The organism is Bhargavaea cecembensis (genome assembly GCF_001619585.1).
GTDB classification, from domain to species: Bacteria; Bacillota; Bacilli; order Bacillales_A; family Planococcaceae; genus Bhargavaea; species Bhargavaea cecembensis_A.
In genome coordinates, this window is record NZ_LQNT01000011.1 from 53,392 (window position 1) to 70,374 (window position 16,983).

Sequence of the window (16,983 nt, forward strand, 5' to 3'; positions counted from 1 at the left end):
ATATAGAGAACGTTTCCCCGCGTCCGGATGGCCCGGGCGCCGGCGGGCGGATCGCATCCGCCCATTCCGGAAACCGAAGGAGGATACCGGACAAATGTACGAAAAAATTATTGTTGCCGTGGACGGCTCCGCCCATTCCAGGCGCGCCGCCAAGCATGGAGCCACCCTCGCGAAGGCGACCGGCTCGTCCGTTGACCTGCTTTTTGTCGTCGACCACGACCGCTCCCGTCCACAGGAATATGAAGGTGTCACAAAAGAAGAGCTGGAAGCACGCATCCGTGATCAACTGTCCGAGGTTTTCGCCATTTTCACTGATAAGGGGGTCCATCCCGGACTGCAGATCCAGTTCGGTGAACCAGGGCCCGCAATAGTCAAATTCATCAATTCGGCAGGGTATGACCTGGCCATTGTCGGCAGCCGCGGGTTGAATGCTTTCCAGGAGATGGTCCTCGGCAGCGTCAGCCACAAAGTCGCCAAGCGCGCCGAATGCCCTGTCCTGCTCGTAAAGTAAACCGTCCCCGGAGAGGGATGGTTTTTTCTTTGCGCTACATTTGAGACTGAACTTTGAGATAATGGAGACAGAGCAGACCTAAGGGGGAAACAGCACATGAAAAAAGGAAAATGGAATGCCATCACGGATGTCGAGGGGGTTTCGGTCGGCCATGTCACGCTTGACCGGCCCGGGGACGGAGAAGATTATTTCTGCACAGGGGTGACGGCCATCCTCCCGCACGGGGGCAACTGGTTCGAGGAAAAGCCGGCTGCCGCGTCGTTTGTCCTGAACGGTTTCGGCAAGACGGCGGGGCTCGTCCAGGTCGAGGAACTTGGCGTTCTGGAATCGCCGATCATGCTGACGAATACGTTCAGCGTGGGCGCGGTGCTTGAAGGAACGCTCCAATACATGCTGGAGGAAAACCCGGCAATCGGGGACTCCACCAGTTCGCTCAATATCGTGGTCGGCGAGTGCAATGACAGCTTCCTGAACTCAATGCGAAAAATGGCCGTGCGGCCGGATGATGCCGTCCGGACGATCCGCGAAGCTGTAGGTGGGGAACTGGCACAGGGCGCGGTCGGAGCCGGCAAGGGCATGATCTGCTACGGCGCGAAAGGCGGCATCGGCAGTTCGTCACGGATCGTGGCGGCAGGCAGCCGGTCGTTTACCGTCGGCACGCTCGTCCTTACCAACTTTGGCCGGGGCCAAGAGTGCCGCTTCCCGGGCTGGGTTGCGCCGGAAGAGCCGGCTCCCGAAACCCCGGTTGCCGAAGAAGACAAGCGACCGGACGGCTCGGTCATCATCGTTGTCGCGACCGATGCCCCGCTCGATGCCCGCCAGCTAAAGCGAATTGCCAGGCGCGCTGCGATCGGACTCGGCCGGACAGGCACCCATATCCACAATGGTAGCGGAGACATCATCATCGCCTTCTCGAACGGACTGCTGACTCGACACGGCGGTGAAGCCATGACCGTCACACGGGAAATCATCAAAGACGACCACCCGGTTATGAATGATCTGTTCGAAGCTGCGATCGCTTCAACCGAGGAAGCGGTCCTGCAGTCGCTTCTCCACGCGGAGACAACGGCCGGCAGGAAAGGGAGAGTTGTCAGGAAAGCGGAATTCCGTTGATGGGGCAACCATAAAAAAGAGAACTTCCGGGTTTGCGGAAGTTCTCTTTTTTCTCTTTTAAAGAAACTAGTGATCAAAAACCGGTCACATCCTGACACAGCCTGCTTGGATTGGAACGATGTACACTAACTGTTAGAGGGATATATTAAAGTCTTTTTCGGAAGTTCCATACTTATTTTTGGCTACTAATTTAATGACATACTTTGTGTTTCTAGGTACGTTGTCTAGGAAGTAATAGCCTTCATTACCTTGAAATGTTGTTAGTAATTCCCCATCGACATAAACATCAAAAGAGTCGGCATATTTAATATCACCAATCCATAGCTCTACTCCAGATTTATAAGTTCCCCATTGTACATGAGCATTGGCAAGCACTGGCGGTATATGAGGAATCACCTCAAAATATTCATCAGTGGAATCAGAAGCATTATCATGTCCGTCAATTGCAATTACCTTTACATAGTAATTTGGATCGGGATTAGATAAGTTTAAACCTGTGAAGACATACTCAGTATTCGTTCCAATATCATGAGTAGTGATTTCGCCGTCCATTACATGTCCCAATTCAATTCTGTAATTTGCAATATCTGTAGAAATTGACGGGTCAAACGTTATCTTAACTTTACTTGGCGTTGCATTTACAACACGTAAATTACTGATTGCTTCAGGAGCTTCAATGTCTTTTTTGACAATTAATTTGTCTTCAAAGTATAAATCTCCTCTTTCGTTTTGAGTAAATTTGCTTAACAATTTTTCGTTTAATTGTTTCATCGAATCAATTTCAGTCTGCTGTTCAGAAATGGTTGTGTTGGCAACGGCCAATTCGTCTTTAAGAGATTTTACTTCGTCTTTAAGTGTAAGAAGGTCTTTAACCTCAATCACCAAGTTAGAAACGGTTGTTTGTAATTCTGCTAGTTGCTTCGGAATTCCATTGTTAGAATTAGGTGCCGCACTGACACCAACGCCACCTATGAGTAAGAGCAGTGCTACTGCTGGTACTAAAATTTTTAGTCTCATATAAAATCCCCCCACTATATTTATTTTAGTTTTTTATAGTCTTTCAAGTTCCAGCTCTTCGTCACGCTCAATACTAATCGTTCTTGCTTAACATTGTCGATATGATAACTTCAGCATCTGCATAAAGCTTGATCGGTCCCAAAGGCGTAATTAGCATCCATCATGCCCTTTTCGATTAAAAACCGGTCACGTTGTCAAACGCGCGCTGCTTCCCATTCACCCTGACTTCAATCGTGTCTCGTTTAGCGTCTGTCTGTAATTCGTAGACATGGGTTTCCGGAACTTCCTGCGTCTCGCCCGATTCATCCAGCTGGATGATGACCGTATTGTCTTTGATTTCGTAGTCTGCTGCCACAGCCTGCTCAGATTCGAAGACGATGTAGGACTGGTCTTTAGAAGAGAGCAGCTGAAGGGCCTGGTCGGGTTTGACCAGCTCCCAGACATCGCCCGGCACCTGATTGACTTCAGTGAAGCTCGTGACTTCCGGGTCACTGCAGGCTGACGATACGAGAGCTGCAGCAATCAACCAGCCATGTAATATCCTTTTCACATTCTTCCCCTCTCCCCGGGTGATCCGTTCGTTTATTTCAAATCAGGGCTCCTTGTTTCAAGTCGGGCTCCCTTATTGCAACTTCACACTCCTTATTTCAAGTCGGCACTCCTTATTGCAACTTCGCTTTCCTTATTTCAAGTCGGCACTCCTTATTGCAACTTCGCCCTCCTTATATCAAATCGGCATCCCTTATTGCAACTTCGCCCTCCTTATTTCAAATCGGGGCCCTATGCGGCAAATCAGATCCCCATGTGGCAGATCGGAGGCCTATGTGGCAAATCCGGGCGCCATGTAGCAAATCGGCACCCCATGCGGCAAAACCGGGCTCCTTGTGGCAAATCGGCACCCCATGCAGAAAATCACTGCGCCACACCGCAATTACACGCCCCTTATTGGGAACTCCCCCTCCTCACGGCACAAGCTTAAGCTCATCACCTTCCGCGGTCCCATCAATCCGGGTCTCATGGTAGTCCCCGTTCACCCAGTCCTCGACCTGGTCATGGAACCAGTCGGATTTGACATGGCCGCTCTGGCCGGGGCCGACGATATGCCAGGCGCGGGAAAGGTCAGAGAGATCCGCCACGAACCGCCAGGACGCGCCGTGGTCGGCCGTGCCGTCATGGTTGAATCCGGCGGCCTGGACGGTGATGTGGGAGCCGGAGACCGGCGTACTCGGCGGATTCAGGTACTGCTCCAGGATCGGAGAGGCACCGCCTACCGGGTGCGGGAAGACGAGCTGGTGATAGTCGCCCCATTTCCAGTTGTCCGCGTCATCCCCATAGGCGTCCGCGATTGACATGATTGCGCGCTTGAATGAATCTTTGACCCAGGCGTCCACGCCACCGTAACCCGTCACCCATGCACCCGGGTTACCGGCGTAAGCCTGCCGCATCATCTCATCGGATATGTGGTTCTTTCCGGTCATGAGCGAGTAGACATCGTCCGGCATGGAGGAGCGGAACATCGTCCGGGGCAATTGCTGGATCCAGCGATGGAAGATCAGCGGCGCACCGAGATCCTTATCGTCCTCGAGTTCCCACTCTTCCAGTATCCGGACGGCGGAAGCGTATTCTTCCGCAGCGCCCGTCGCCTGCAGCGAGCCGATCATCTCATCGAGAAACTCCTGTGCATGCAGGTTTTTCACATCCATCTGGAGGGCCATCATGTCCTCCGGCGTCAGGTCATCGCCTTCCCGGAGCACTTCCGCGATGCGTTCATAACGGTAAGGCTGTGCCCAGAAGTCTGTGATGTGGTACGGATAATCTTCCCCGATGACCCGGTTGTTCGCCGTTGCGATAAATCCTTCTTCGGGGTTTACGGAAGCCGGCAGCTCCTCATACGGGATATAACCTTCCCATCCATACTCCGGCGAATAAGCGGGCACCGGCAGCTGACCGTCCCCTTTCTTGCGGATCGGAATGTTGCCGTTCGCCTTGTAGGCAATCGTCCCGTCCTTCGAGGCGAAGACAAAGTTCTGCGCCGGCGCATTAAAGTTTTCCAGAGCCTTCTCGAATTCCTGCCAGTTGGACGCTTTGTTGTACGTCAGCACGGCTTCAAGCTCCCTCGTCGGCTCAAGCGCCGTCCATTGCATGGACAGCACTGCGCCCGGGCCGGTCTCTTCCAGCAAGAGGTTCGAGATGATGGGCCCCCTCCGTGTAGTGACCGCGTGGAATTCGACCGTCTCTCCGTCCTTCACCCGGATCGGCTCGTCGCGCACGTCCGCCTGCTCCCACTGCCCGTCGTAGAGGAACTGTGTCGGGTCTTTCGGGTTCGGCTGTTCGATATACAGGTCCTGCACGTCCGGTCCGACATTCGTCACGCCCCAGGCGATGTTCTCGTTGTGGCCGAGGATGATGCCGGGAACGCCTCCGAAGATGACGCCGGCAACATTCTGCTCCGGCGACTCCAGATGCATCTCGTACCAGATGGACGGCGTCGTGAGACCAAGATGAGGATCGTCGGCAAGAAGGGGCTTGCCCGATGCCGTCTTGTCGCCGGAGACGACCCAGTTGTTGCTGCCGTTGAACTCAGGCGGAATCAACGATGCATCAAAAGCTCCCGCGATCTGAACAGGGTTTTCCCTGTTCGCTTCAATGACAGAAGACGCATCCTCCGGATATTGAATAAAGAGTTCCTCCATCTTCTCCCCGTCGAAATGGTTCACTGCCCAGTGACGGAAAGCCAGCGCCTGCCAGTTTCCTCCCAGGTCATAGGCCATGAACTTGCCGATCGTCAGAGAATCAAGCGGTGTCCACTCCTCCGGCTCGTACCCGAGCAGGCTGAACTCGTACGGCAGCTTTCCGTCTTCTTTCGCCTGCCCGATATAGGCATTCACCCCTTCGGCAAACCAGCCGAGGACCTGCTTGGCTTTCTCTCCGTATGCCTCATGCGACTGTTCTGCAGCATGGCGGAGACTGAACGTGCGGAACAGCTTGTCGGATGGCACCGCTGCCTCGCCGACCACTTCCGCAAGCGTGCCGGATGCCTGCCTCCGGGCCAGGTCCATCTGGAACAGCCGGTCCTGCGCCTGGACATACCCTTGTGCCCGGTACAGATCCGCATCAGACTCCGCACGGATATGCGGCACGCCCTTGCTGTCCCGCACGACCGTCACACCCGACTCCAGCACCGGCACGCGGAGCTCGCCTTCGGTGACGGGCGCGGACCTTCCTATGTAGATGTTAATAAAAATCAGTGCGGCAACACCGAGTATCACGGCCACCCCCGCCGCATACAGGACGAAACGCAGCCATTTTGGCCACTTCCTCATTCCATCATCCCCCCTGACCTTTTGAATTCTCCCCTTTCCTGGAAAACCCTTCTTGACCCGCATTGGACACGCACAAGAAAAAGCAGACCCGGACGGCTGTCAGCCGTCGGATCTGCTTTCTTTTTCCTGTATGAGTTTTTCCCTGGCTTCCGCCAGTTCGTCCCCTTTCGAAATATCCGCCAGCCTGACGCCCGACCTGTGCGCAGCACGGATAATGACGTGTCCGGCTACAGGGGCCGTCAGGAAGACGAAGATGATTCCGAGCAGAAGGCGGACACTGATGAATCGCTCGACAGCCCAAAAATAGAGAAAGGCACCGAGCAGCGAAAGCAGGACCGCGAGTGTGGAACTTTTCGTTCCTGCGTGGGAACGGGTGTAAACATCAGGCAGGCGGATGATCCCGATGGCACTGATGACACTCATGACACCGCCGGTCACCATCAGGATCGCGGCAATGTATTCAACGATTGTGTCTGCGTTCAACGATGATCCCCCTCTCGATGTACTTCGAGAAGGCGATCGTCCCGATAAAGCTCAGTATTCCGAGAATCAGGATCACTTCCATGAATGCCTTTGTCAGGAGGATGCAGGACACGACTGCGATCGCCGCCAGCAGGTTCACACCGATCATGTCGAGTGCAATGACGCGGTCCGGCTTTGTCGGCCCTTTGATGATCCGGTAGACCGCAATGAGAATCGTGAATGAGAACAGCACGAGCGAGATGAGCATGAGGAACTTCACCATTATCGCGTCACCTCCATAATCGCTTGTTCGAAATTATTCAGCTGCGCAAGTAGCGCTTCTTTGGAGGAATCAAGATCCATCGCGTGGATGTACATCCCCTGACCGTCTTCGGTGATTTCCATTACGACCGAACCCGGCGTAAGCGTTAGCAGCAGGGAGAGCATCGTCACTTCGGCATCGCTCTCAAGGACGGTGTCGTATCGGAATATGCCCGGACGAATTTTCAATGTCGGGCTCAGGATCTGGGCGATGACAGAAATGCTCGACTTGACCAGTTCCCTGTTAAAGATCAGAACAAGCTTGATGATTGCGAACAGCTTGCGTAAATAAAATTGGGTTCCGAAGAAACGGTGCATGAAGAAGACGATGAAGATCCCGACGATGAAGCCCGCGATAAACGTTGTCGCACGAAACTGGTCCTCGTCAAGAAGCAGCATCCAGAGGAACGCGATGAACAGGTTCAGGAGGAACTGTGCGGCCGTCGCACCGAACCCTTCGTCTCCGGCAAACTTGTTCATGACTCCACCTCCCCGAGAACAGCATCAATGTACAGCTCCGGATTCGCCATCACGCGGGCCGCATCGGAGACAAACGGCTCAAGCGCCTGGGCGCCAACGCCGATCGCAACGACCAGCACGCCAAGCAGCGCAATCGGGATCAGCCTTCTGGTAGGCAGCAGCCTCTGATCTTCCCGATTGATGATCGTCTCGCCCCAGAAGCAGTTCATAAAGATGCGGAGCATCGAATACAGCACGACGAGGCTCGAGGCGAACCCGACGAAGAGCAGGAAGTAATCCCCGCCCTCGACTGCACCAAGGCCGACATACATCTTGCCGATAAATCCGCTGAGCGGCGGAATTCCGGCCAGGCCGAGCGTCGTGAGGAAAAGCAGCCAGCCGAGCGCGGGATAATTCCGGATCAGGCCGCTCATCTCCGTGATTTTCGTTTTGCCTGTCAGATAGACCATCGCCCCGACGATCAGGAAGAGGATTCCCTTGATGACCATGTCATGGATGAGGTAAAAGACAGACCCCTTGAATGCTTGTTCGTTAAAGACGGCCAGTCCGAGGATCATGAACCCCACCGCAATGATGACATTGTACGAAGCGATCTGGCGGATATCGGTATAGGCAACGGCGCCAAGACAGCCGCCGATGATGGTAAGGACCGCCATCGTTCCGATGATGGTGCCGAGGATGAAGTCATCGTGATAGAACATGAGCGTAAAGGTCCGGAACATCGCATACACGCCGACTTTCGTGAGCAGAGCCGCCATCAGCGCTGCGATCGGACCCGGCGGCGAACTGTATGAGCCCGGCAGCCAGAAGTAAAGGAAAAGCCCGGCCTTCAGCGCAAAGACGACCAGGAAGACAATCGCAATTGCACTCAGGAGAGGTCCCTGACCGGCTTCCGCCACACGGACCGAGACATGGGCCATGTTGAGTGTGCCGACCGTCCCATACAGAAACGCGAGAGCCACCAGGAAAAACCAGGAGGCAACCACGTTGATCGCGACGTATTTCATCGATTCGGCGAGGCGGACCTTGCCGCCTCCCAGTGTGATGAGAACATACGAAGCAAGCAGCATCACTTCAAAACAGACGAACAGGTTGAACATGTCTCCTGTCAGGAACGAACCGTTCACGCCCGCGACCAGGAAAAATGCGAACGGGTAAAAGAACATGTTCTCCATCCGCCGCTCAGTCGCCGTGAAGGCATAGGTGATGATCAGGGTGGACACGACAGAGGCTGTCAGGACCATGAGCGCGGAGAACGAATCCCCGACGAACAGGATGCCGAACGGCGGCTGCCAGCCTCCGAAGTCCAGCCGGATAATGCCGTCTTCACGGATCCTGAAGAGGATGTTCGTTGAGACCGCGACCAGTGACAGAAGCGACAGGATACTGACAATCTTCTGCGCCCTGATGGAAGGGCGCAGGAAAAACAGCACAAATCCGGTGAGCAGCGGAATCAGCATCGGGAGGACAAGAATGTTATTCACGATCAATCCTCCTGATGGTGTTCATATTGTCGGATCCGCTTTCCTCGTAGGTCCGGTAAGCCAGCACGAGCAGGAGCGCCGTGGTCGCGAAACTGATGACGATCGCCGTCAGGATCAGCGCCTGCGGCAACGCATCGGCGTACGGGCCTTCGGACTCCCGGAGGAGCGGCACCTTTCCTTCGCCCGCCCCGCCCATCGTGATGAGAAGAAGGTGGACGGCATGCGACAAAACTGCCGTGCCGAGGATGATGCGGACCATATTGCGGGACAGCAGCAGATAGACCGCCACAGTCACAAGGATGCCCACCAGGATGGTCATATGGAATTCCATCTGCTACACGTCCTTACTGATACTCAAAATGATGGTGACGACCGTGCCGATGACGGTAAGCGCGACACCCGCCTCGAAAATGGTCACGGTGGCGAGCTCGGTCAGACCGAAGATCGGCAGGTCAAAGTAACCGAAGCCCTGTGTGAGGAACGGTTTGCCCAATACGGCGGCACCTGTCCCCGACAGAAGGGATACCATCGCACCGAACGCCGCAATTTTGCGGAAGTCGAATGGCACTCCCTGGTGGACGGTCTCGATATCGAAGACGACGTACAGGAGGACGAGCGCCGAGGACAGGACCAGCCCCCCGACAAATCCGCCGCCCGGGTTGTGGTGCCCCGACAAAAACAGCTCCACGCCGAAAGTCAGGATAATGAACACAACGACCCGTGTAACGGTGCGGAGAATGACATCATTTTCCTTCAATGTCATCCCCTCCTTTCTTCGGCTTGAGGGCGATCAGCGTATAGACGCCGATGCCCGCGATAAAGAGGACCACAACTTCGAGCATCGTATCAAATGCACGGAAGTCCCCGAGGATGGCATTCACGATGTTGCTTCCGCCCGCCAGCTTGTACGAATCCTCGAAGTAAGATGATATGGATTCGTACACATCGTATCCCTGGACCGTCAGTCCGAATGCCGTGACAAGCGTGCCGGCGCCGATTGCAATCATCCCGTTGACGACTTTAGTCCGCAACGGGGAATCCTCGGGTTTCCATTCCGGTAGGAAGTGGAAACACAGGAGGAACAGCACGGTTGTCACCGTCTCGATGACCGTCTGGGTAAGCGCCAGGTCCGGCGCCCGGAAGAAGACAAAGAAGATGGCGACGGAATAGCCGAGCACACCGTTCAGAAGTGTCGCTGTGATGCGGGACCGGACAAAGAGCATGGCGATGGCGGCGAATGCCATGATGATGACAAAGGATATTTCAAAGATGCCGACCGGACCTGTGCTGAAGTCAGGTTCGTAGGCCCCGGTAAGGAAGAACATTCCGCCCGCGGCCACGAGGAAGAACAGATAAATGAAGACGAAATAATCACGGCTCCTGCCCGTCATATACAGGTCTGTCAAAATCGTGGAGCCGGCTTCACCTGTCTGGAGCAGCCATCGGTAGATGGAGTCCATCGTCCACCGGAACGGTGCGACACGATAGATCCTCTTCCAATGGCGGAACGTGATGAACAGCAGCAGGCCGAGAGCGATGACACCAAAGGTCATGAGAAGCGGCAGATTGAATCCATGCCACGCCTCAATCTTGGGGACAAGATTTGCCTCCTGTGAAAGAGCCGGGAACATGACCTGCATGGCGGGGCCGATGACATATTTCCCGACCACGTTCGGGAAGAAGAAAATCAGGATGACAAGTGCCGCGAGAATACCGGGGGCGACAAGCATCCCCTTTGGAGCCTCATGCGGCGCACGGTCGATCTTCTCCGGCTGGACCGGTCCGAGAAACGTCCGGTAAACAATAATGGTGCAGTAGACGAATGTGAACACACTGGCCAGCCACCCGATCACAGGAAAGATCACTTCGGCGCCTCCGGCAAATGGCTGTCCGGATGCGATGTCCACTGCAGCACCGAAGAACATTTCCTTGCTCAGGAAGCCATTGAACGGCGGCAGTCCCGCCATTGAGAAGCTTCCGATCACGGCGAACGTGAACGTCACCGGCATAAAGGACATCAGTCCGCCTAGTCGGCGGATATCCCGCGTGCCGATTTCATGGTCGACGATTCCGATGACCATGAAGAGCAGTCCCTTGAACGTTGAGTGATTCAACAGATAGAACAGCGCTGCAAACCCGGCAGCCGCATAAACCGTCGGATTCCCCGCCGCATCAGCGGACAACGCTGCGGAACCGAAGCCGAGAAGGCTCATGATCAGTCCGAGCTGGCTGATTGTGGAATAAGCCAGGAGAGCCTTCAGGTCGTTCTGCTTCATGGCGTTGAACGCCCCCCAGAGGAGCGTCACAATCCCGGCTATGCTCAGTGACCAGAACCAGGCATCCAATCCGCCGAACAGCGGTGTGAACAGCGCGACCAGGTAGATCCCCGCCTTGACCATGGTTGCGGAGTGCAGGTATGCGCTGACCGGGGTCGGCGCCTCCATTGCATCCGGCAGCCAGATGTGGAACGGGAACTGGACTGATTTGGTGAACGCACCGAGCAGGATCAGGAACATGGCAGGGACAAACAACGATTCTCCTGCAAGTGTATCCCGCATCCCGATGATTTCACTGATGCTGAACGTACCGGTCATGAAGTAAAGCATGAGGAAGCCGGCCAGCATCGAGACCCCGCCCATGACCGTGATGAGCATCGCCTTCTGTGCCCCGTAGCGGGAACCCTTCCGGTGATACCAGAAAGCGATGAGCAGGAAGGACGAAATACTCGTCAGTTCCCAGAATGTGTAGAGAAGCATCAGATTGTCCGAAAAGACGACGCCGAGCATGGCGCCCATAAATAGGAGCAGATAAACATAGAAGTGGCCGAGCGATTCCCTCGGCGAGAGGTAATAAATAGAATAAAGGGCGACAAGCGTACCGACCCCGGTGATGAGGAGCGCAAAAATCATGCCGAGTCCGTCAACACGGACCGCAAGATCAATGCCGGCATCCGGAATCCAGGCATAGGAGACCGCGACGACCTCACCGTCGGCGATCCGCGGGATGAGCCGGACGAGGCCGGCAAACAAAATGAGCGGCACCGCCATGACATACCAGCCAATCAGCCGGTCGCCGAGCAGCCGGTGCGCGGCGGGCAGAAGCGCTGCCATGATGAATGGGAGAAAGATGACAAAAACAGCGTACATGTGAACCTCCAATCAGCGTGGTGAACCCCTTCCGGGTAAGCCGCCTTGACGGAATGACCGGCAGGGCGCATAATATGGGGCAACAGCGTCCGGACCCCTGGCGGAAAATACGGACAGCCGTTATGTAGAAAGGGCATACGAAACACAGCGGCCGCATCCGACGGCCCTGATTTCCCACTTAAAAGTATACAGGAAATCCGACCCTTTCGCACTTCATGCCCCACCTGTCGCCGGTTTTGTTGTATTTTCCGTGAAGATGTCTTATAATGTTTTGGTTTTCGAATGAGGCACCGGGCAGTTGTCCCCGGGAAGCCAGCTATTATGAACAAGAGGTGACTCACCGCCATGTTGAAAAAGCCGGGAATGGATGAGTGCATTCTCGTTTGCGTCTATTATGGCCCGAACGGCGAACGGTTGATCCGGAGAGGCCATAAAATGGCCAGCATGCTCAATTGCCCGTTTTATATCCTGACGGTCGACCCGCTTCCGTACGACCAGTTTGACGCAGACAAGTCTGAGTATGTGGAGCGATGGCAGGAGCTCGCGGAAGATCTCGGGGCGCAGGCGTTTATCCTCCGGGACAACGAGCGTCTCCCGTCCGCCAAGGCCATCAAAGAAGTGGCCTACGATAAAAATGTGACCCAAATTGTCATCGGCCAGACCGCCCAAAGCCGGTGGGAGGAAATCACGAGGGGATCATTCATCAACGTCCTGCTCCGGGAGATCCCGTTTGCCGACCTGCATGTCGTTTCTGTCGCGAGGAACATCAAATCCGTCGAAGAGGATATGTATGAAAAGGGTGTGCGTGCATACCTGGTGAAGGACGGCGAGGGCTACCGAGTCAGCTTCACCCAGTCGAAAGGCTGTGAATTCGAGGGAATCTTCTTCAAAGAGATGGGGACCGACTTCAACAACGGAATCTTCAAGTTCATGCACGACCACAAAATGTGCCAGGTGCATGTAGATGATGACCGGATTGCAGAGACTGGAACCGTCGAACGCATGGCGGAGGAAAAGCACGTCCAATAATTAAAATCGGCTGTCCATCAGGGCAGCCGATTTTTCTGCCGCTTGCAGGAACAAACTCAAAAAAGGAGCGCGGACATCAGTCCGCGCTCCTTCCCGTTTATGATTCCTCACCGACAATCTTCACTTCAAGTTCAAGGTCGACGCCGAAGTTGCTCTTGACTGCATCCCGTACCATTTCAATGGTGCGGATATAGTCGGTTGCTGTTGCGCCGTTTTTGTTCACTATGAATCCTGCGTGCTTCGTCGATACTTCGGCACCGCCGAACCCTTTCCCCTGCAAGCCGGAATCCTGGATCAGCTTGCCGGCAAAGTAGCCCGGGGGCCGCTTGAACACGCTCCCCGCAGACGGAAACTCAAGGGGCTGCTTGGATTCGCGCTGGTGGGTAAGATCGGCCACTTTCGCGTCGATCTCTTCCTGGTCGCCTTCTTCCAGAGTGAACTCCGCGGACAGGACATAATAGCCCTTTTTCGCGATGATACTCGTCCGGTAACCCAGCTCCAGTTCCTCCTTCGACAGTACCATGCGCTCGCCCTCCGGTGTCAGGATCGTGCACCGGTGGATGATGTCCTTGATCTCGCCGCCGTAGGCGCCGGCGTTCATCACCATCGCGCCGCCGACAGAACCCGGGATGCCGCAGGCAAATTCAAAACCGGTCAGGCCGCGCGAAGCAGACTCCCTGGAGACCACTTTAATATCCGCCCCGCTTTCGGCATAAACGGACTTTCCGTCAAAGCGGATCTCGTTCAGGTTGGAAAGGTTCAGCACAATTCCTCGGACGCCTCCATCACGCACGACCATATTCGATCCATTCCCGAGCAGGAGTACCGGGATGCCATTTTCATGGGCATAGCGGACAACCGCCTGTACGCCCTCCTCGGTCTCCGGATCGCAGAACAGGTCAGCCCGTCCGCCCATCCGTGTCACCGTATGAAGCGAAAGCGGTTCATCTATTTTTACCTTATCATCCCCGATGACTTTTTTAAGATCATCGGCCCATTGCTGTTTGCTCATTGAATTGCCATTCCTTTCAGAGGCTCTCCGCCTTGACGCGGCGGGACTCTTACTCTCAAATCTTCATTCACAATTATATAGTATGCTGTCTGCCCGGCGTTTTGACAAGTCGCACCCATGAGGCAAATACATCCTGAGACGTATCAATTGACTCTCTCTGAATATTGTCTTAAATTCGAATTATCACAGCATTTCCAAGGAGGAGTTCCAATGGCAAAGACGAAATGGCAGATTGACGCGGCGCACTCTCACGTAACGTTTACAGTGAAGCACATGATGATCTCGAAAGTCCGGGGATCATTCGGAAATTTTGACGCAGAGGTCGAGGCGGACCCCGAAGATCTTACAGGAGCCTCACTCAAGTTCACGATTGATGTAAATTCGATTGACACGGACAGCGAGGACCGCGACAATCACCTCCGCTCTGCCGACTTCTTCGATACGGAAAATCATCCGGAAATCACATTCGTCTCCACCGACATCAAGCCGGACGGGGACGGCGAGTACAAAGTGACCGGTGACCTGACGATCAGGGGCGAGACCAAATCGGTCATGCTTGAAGCCGAGTATGAAGGCAGGGCCAAAAACCCTTGGGGCCAGGAAGTGGTCGCGTTCTCCGTGGACGGCAAGATCAACCGGAAGGACTTCGGCCTGACCTGGAACCAGGCACTTGAAACGGGCGGCGTCCTCGTCGGCGAAGACGTCAAGATTCACCTCGACCTGGAAGCGACCGAGGCGCAGCCCCAGACAGAAGATGCAGAAGAAGAAAGCCTCGAATCCTGATTGATATTAAAGGCGGCTGCCCGTTCATGGGCGGCCGCCTTTTTTACGTCAGAAAAGCCGCATCCTCTCCATAGGATGCGGCAGCTCCATCATTTCATGATTCTTCTTCTGCAACTTTACGGAGCGCCTGCTCGAACACTTCATCAGGCTGTGCTCCGGAAATGGCATATTTGCGGTTGAGGACGAAAAACGGAACGCCCTGCACGCCGAGCTGACGTGCTTCTTCGATATCTGCCCGGACATCTTCCTCGTAACGGCCGGATCCGAGGACGGCTTCCGCCTCTTTGCGGTCGAGCCCTGTTTCTTCCGCAATATCCGCCAGAACCTCCCTGCGCCCGATTTCACGATTTTCGATAAAGTAAGCGCGGAGAAGATTCTCTGACATTTCGGTTGCCTTCCCCTGCTCTTCCGCCCATTTTGCCAGCCGGTGTGCGCTGAAGGTATTGGCAGGGCGCATTTTGGAGAAGTTATATTCGAGTCCGACTTCTTTGGCAGCAGCGGTGACATTGGCTGTCATTCCTTCGGCCTGAGCAACGGTCGTACCATATTTCCCGGCAAGCACGGAGACCATCGACTCCTCTGACGTCTCGGGGGAATGCGGATCCAGCTCATAGCTTTTAAAGATCACTTCCGCCCCGTCCCCCAAGCCCGTCTTCTGGAGGGCATGTTCCAGTTTCCGTTTGCCGATGTAGCAGAACGGGCAAACATAGTCAGACCATACTTCTATTTTCATGTTAACGATCCCCTTCCGAATTGACTGTCTTCATTGTAGGGGGATACAGAACACGGGACAAGGAATCAGCCCGGCACGGTGCAGAGCAGAACGAAAGCGATTGGAGGACGCTCTATTGAATCAACCAAAGAGTAATGAGTCACTCTGGCTCGACACGGGATATCCGCGGGATCAATATCCGGAAGCCCAAGGCTCACTCCGCTGTGATGTATGCATCATCGGCGGCGGGATGGGCGGAATCGCGGCGGCCGAGCAACTGGCCAAGGCAGGGAAAGACGTCATCGTCCTGGAGAAGGACCGGGTCTTCGGTTCCACGACCAGCCACTCGACAGGAAAGGTGACCGCCCAGCATGACATCATCTATGCCAAGCTGATCAAGCAGTTTGACCTGGAAACGGCACGGACCTATTACAAGGTGAATGAACGCGCCGTACGCAGAGCCAGGGAAATGGCACGGGATGATGAGGCCCGCCCGCTTGACTCCATCCTGTACGCCCGTACGCCTTCAGGTACGGAGAATCTCAGGAAGGAATGGGAAGCCTACAAGGAAATCGGCATCCAAGGCGCATTCATCAATGAGACAGAGCTTCCGTTCACCGTGGAAAGTGCGCTGTCGATGCATGATGAGCTGCAGATCCACCCGCTCCGGTTCGGCCAGCGCCTGACACGGATGGCCGCGGACTCGGGTGCGCGCATTTTCGAAGATTCCGCCGTGAGGAAGATGGATTTCAAAAAACGGATTGTGGAACTTGAAAACGGGTCGGATGTCACCTTCAGCGAGCTGATCCTCTGCACACACTACCCGCTTGTCGGACTGCAGAACCTGAACGTCCTTAAACTTGAGGTGAACCGCTCCTATATCGTTGCCTCCAAAGCAGAGACGGAGCTGAAAAATCAATATCTGGGCGTGGATGCGGACTCACTGTCCATCCGCACCGCAGGAATCGATGGCCAGCCGTATCTATTGCTCTCCGGCAGCAATCACCTCGCCGGCATGAAAGAAGAGACCGGTGAGAACTACGGCGAACTGGCGGAGCATCTCCGGGAACAGTTCAGCGTGACCGACATTTCACACCGATGGTCGGCCCAAGACCCGAAAACGCCGGATGATGTACCGTATATCGGCCGCATCACTCCGGACCTTCCCCACATTTATATCAGTACCGGATTCCGGAAATGGGGGCTGTCCGGGTCGCTGGCCGGATCAGAAGTGCTGCGCGACCTGATCACCGGCCGCCCCAACGAAGCCATCCAGCTGTACAGTCCCGACCGCACCGGCTTCGGCGCGAAACTTCTCCAGGGCATCAAGCTGGCGGGGCTGACCGTCGGAGAACTGGCCGCCGGATATACAGTCCGCCTGGAGTCTCCAACCTGCACGCACCTGGGATGCAAAACCCGATGGAACGAGGGCGACCGCACGTGGGACTGTCCGTGCCACGGCTCCCGCTTCCGGGAGGACGGCTCGGTGCTGGAAGGCCCTGCGAAAAAGCCTCTCAATTTGTAACCACGATCCGCCTCCGGCATGTCCGGAGGTGTTTTCTTGTTGGTGCGGGACAGATGTGATTTCTG

At 55.2% G+C, this 16,983-nt stretch carries 17 protein-coding genes; 5 read left to right on the plus strand and 12 right to left on the minus strand.

Features of this window, described 5'->3' with window-relative positions:
- Positions 1–94 precede the first annotated feature (94 nt).
- Positions 95–511 (plus strand): universal stress protein, encoded by a 417-nt coding sequence (locus AV656_RS10845; RefSeq protein ID WP_063181848.1) that lies wholly within the window; start codon positions 95–97, stop codon positions 509–511.
- Positions 512–607: 96 nt separating this feature from the next.
- Positions 608–1,624, plus strand: a complete 1,017-nt coding sequence (locus AV656_RS10850) for a P1 family peptidase (RefSeq protein ID WP_063181850.1) — start codon at positions 608–610, stop codon at positions 1,622–1,624.
- A gap of 132 nt (positions 1,625–1,756) precedes the next feature.
- On the opposite strand, the gene AV656_RS10855 is transcribed toward AV656_RS10850, so the two are convergent.
- The 10 genes from AV656_RS10855 to AV656_RS10900 form a co-directional block, all read right to left on the minus strand.
- Positions 1,757–2,641, minus strand: coding sequence for a fibronectin type III domain-containing protein (locus AV656_RS10855; RefSeq protein WP_063181852.1), 885 nt, complete (start codon positions 2,639–2,641; stop codon positions 1,757–1,759).
- A 175-nt stretch (positions 2,642–2,816) separates the two neighbouring features.
- Positions 2,817–3,191 (minus strand): hypothetical protein, encoded by a 375-nt coding sequence (locus AV656_RS10860; RefSeq protein WP_156484851.1) that lies wholly within the window; start codon positions 3,189–3,191, stop codon positions 2,817–2,819.
- Between the two features lie 412 nt (positions 3,192–3,603).
- Positions 3,604–5,964 carry a penicillin acylase family protein gene (locus tag AV656_RS10865; protein WP_063181857.1) on the minus strand — a complete coding sequence of 787 codons (2,361 nt, stop codon included), beginning with the start codon at positions 5,962–5,964 and terminating at the stop codon, positions 3,604–3,606.
- Between the two features lie 99 nt (positions 5,965–6,063).
- Positions 6,064–6,447 carry a Na+/H+ antiporter subunit G gene (locus AV656_RS10870; RefSeq protein WP_063181859.1) on the minus strand — a complete coding sequence of 128 codons (384 nt, stop codon included), beginning with the start codon at positions 6,445–6,447 and terminating at the stop codon, positions 6,064–6,066.
- Entirely contained in the window at positions 6,425–6,709 is a 285-nt protein-coding gene (locus AV656_RS10875) for a Na(+)/H(+) antiporter subunit F1 (RefSeq protein ID WP_063181861.1), read from the minus strand. Before AV656_RS10875 ends, AV656_RS10870 begins: the two co-directional genes overlap by 23 nt.
- Positions 6,709–7,227 (minus strand): Na+/H+ antiporter subunit E, encoded by a 519-nt coding sequence (locus tag AV656_RS10880; protein WP_063181863.1) that lies wholly within the window; start codon positions 7,225–7,227, stop codon positions 6,709–6,711. The genes AV656_RS10875 and AV656_RS10880 overlap by 1 nt, the downstream gene beginning before the upstream one ends.
- Positions 7,224–8,711: a Na+/H+ antiporter subunit D gene (locus AV656_RS10885; protein ID WP_063181865.1), complete on the minus strand. Its 1,488-nt coding sequence runs from the start codon at positions 8,709–8,711 to the stop codon at positions 7,224–7,226. The genes AV656_RS10880 and AV656_RS10885 overlap by 4 nt, the downstream gene beginning before the upstream one ends.
- Positions 8,704–9,042, minus strand: coding sequence for a Na(+)/H(+) antiporter subunit C (locus AV656_RS10890; RefSeq protein WP_063181867.1), 339 nt, complete (start codon positions 9,040–9,042; stop codon positions 8,704–8,706). Before AV656_RS10890 ends, AV656_RS10885 begins: the two co-directional genes overlap by 8 nt.
- Before the next feature lie 3 nt (positions 9,043–9,045).
- A complete protein-coding gene (locus AV656_RS10895; RefSeq protein WP_082818716.1) occupies positions 9,046–9,468 on the minus strand; it encodes a Na(+)/H(+) antiporter subunit B in 423 nt (140 codons plus the stop codon).
- The gene (locus AV656_RS10900; RefSeq protein ID WP_063181872.1) at positions 9,455–11,857 is read right to left on the minus strand and encodes a Na+/H+ antiporter subunit A; all 2,403 of its coding nucleotides are present in this window, start codon (positions 11,855–11,857) and stop codon (positions 9,455–9,457) included. The genes AV656_RS10895 and AV656_RS10900 overlap by 14 nt, the downstream gene beginning before the upstream one ends.
- A gap of 345 nt (positions 11,858–12,202) precedes the next feature.
- On the opposite strand from AV656_RS10900, the gene AV656_RS10905 reads away from it, so the two are divergent.
- Positions 12,203–12,886, plus strand: a complete 684-nt coding sequence (locus tag AV656_RS10905; RefSeq protein ID WP_063181874.1) for a histidine kinase — start codon at positions 12,203–12,205, stop codon at positions 12,884–12,886.
- 97 nt (positions 12,887–12,983) lie between these two features.
- Here AV656_RS10905 and murB read toward each other — a convergent pair whose 3' ends face one another.
- A complete protein-coding gene (gene murB, locus AV656_RS10910) occupies positions 12,984–13,898 on the minus strand; it encodes a UDP-N-acetylmuramate dehydrogenase (RefSeq protein ID WP_063181882.1) in 915 nt (304 codons plus the stop codon).
- Between the two features lie 210 nt (positions 13,899–14,108).
- Between murB and AV656_RS10915 the strand changes: the two genes are divergently transcribed.
- A complete protein-coding gene (locus AV656_RS10915; protein WP_063181884.1) occupies positions 14,109–14,681 on the plus strand; it encodes a YceI family protein in 573 nt (190 codons plus the stop codon).
- A 94-nt stretch (positions 14,682–14,775) separates the two neighbouring features.
- On the opposite strand, the gene AV656_RS10920 is transcribed toward AV656_RS10915, so the two are convergent.
- Positions 14,776–15,414, minus strand: coding sequence for a DsbA family oxidoreductase (locus AV656_RS10920; protein ID WP_063181886.1), 639 nt, complete (start codon positions 15,412–15,414; stop codon positions 14,776–14,778).
- A 115-nt stretch (positions 15,415–15,529) separates the two neighbouring features.
- On the opposite strand from AV656_RS10920, the gene AV656_RS10925 reads away from it, so the two are divergent.
- Complete coding sequence (locus AV656_RS10925; protein ID WP_063181888.1) at positions 15,530–16,918, plus strand: FAD-dependent oxidoreductase; 1,389 nt, start codon at positions 15,530–15,532, stop codon at positions 16,916–16,918.
- The last annotated feature ends 65 nt before the right edge of the window (positions 16,919–16,983 follow it).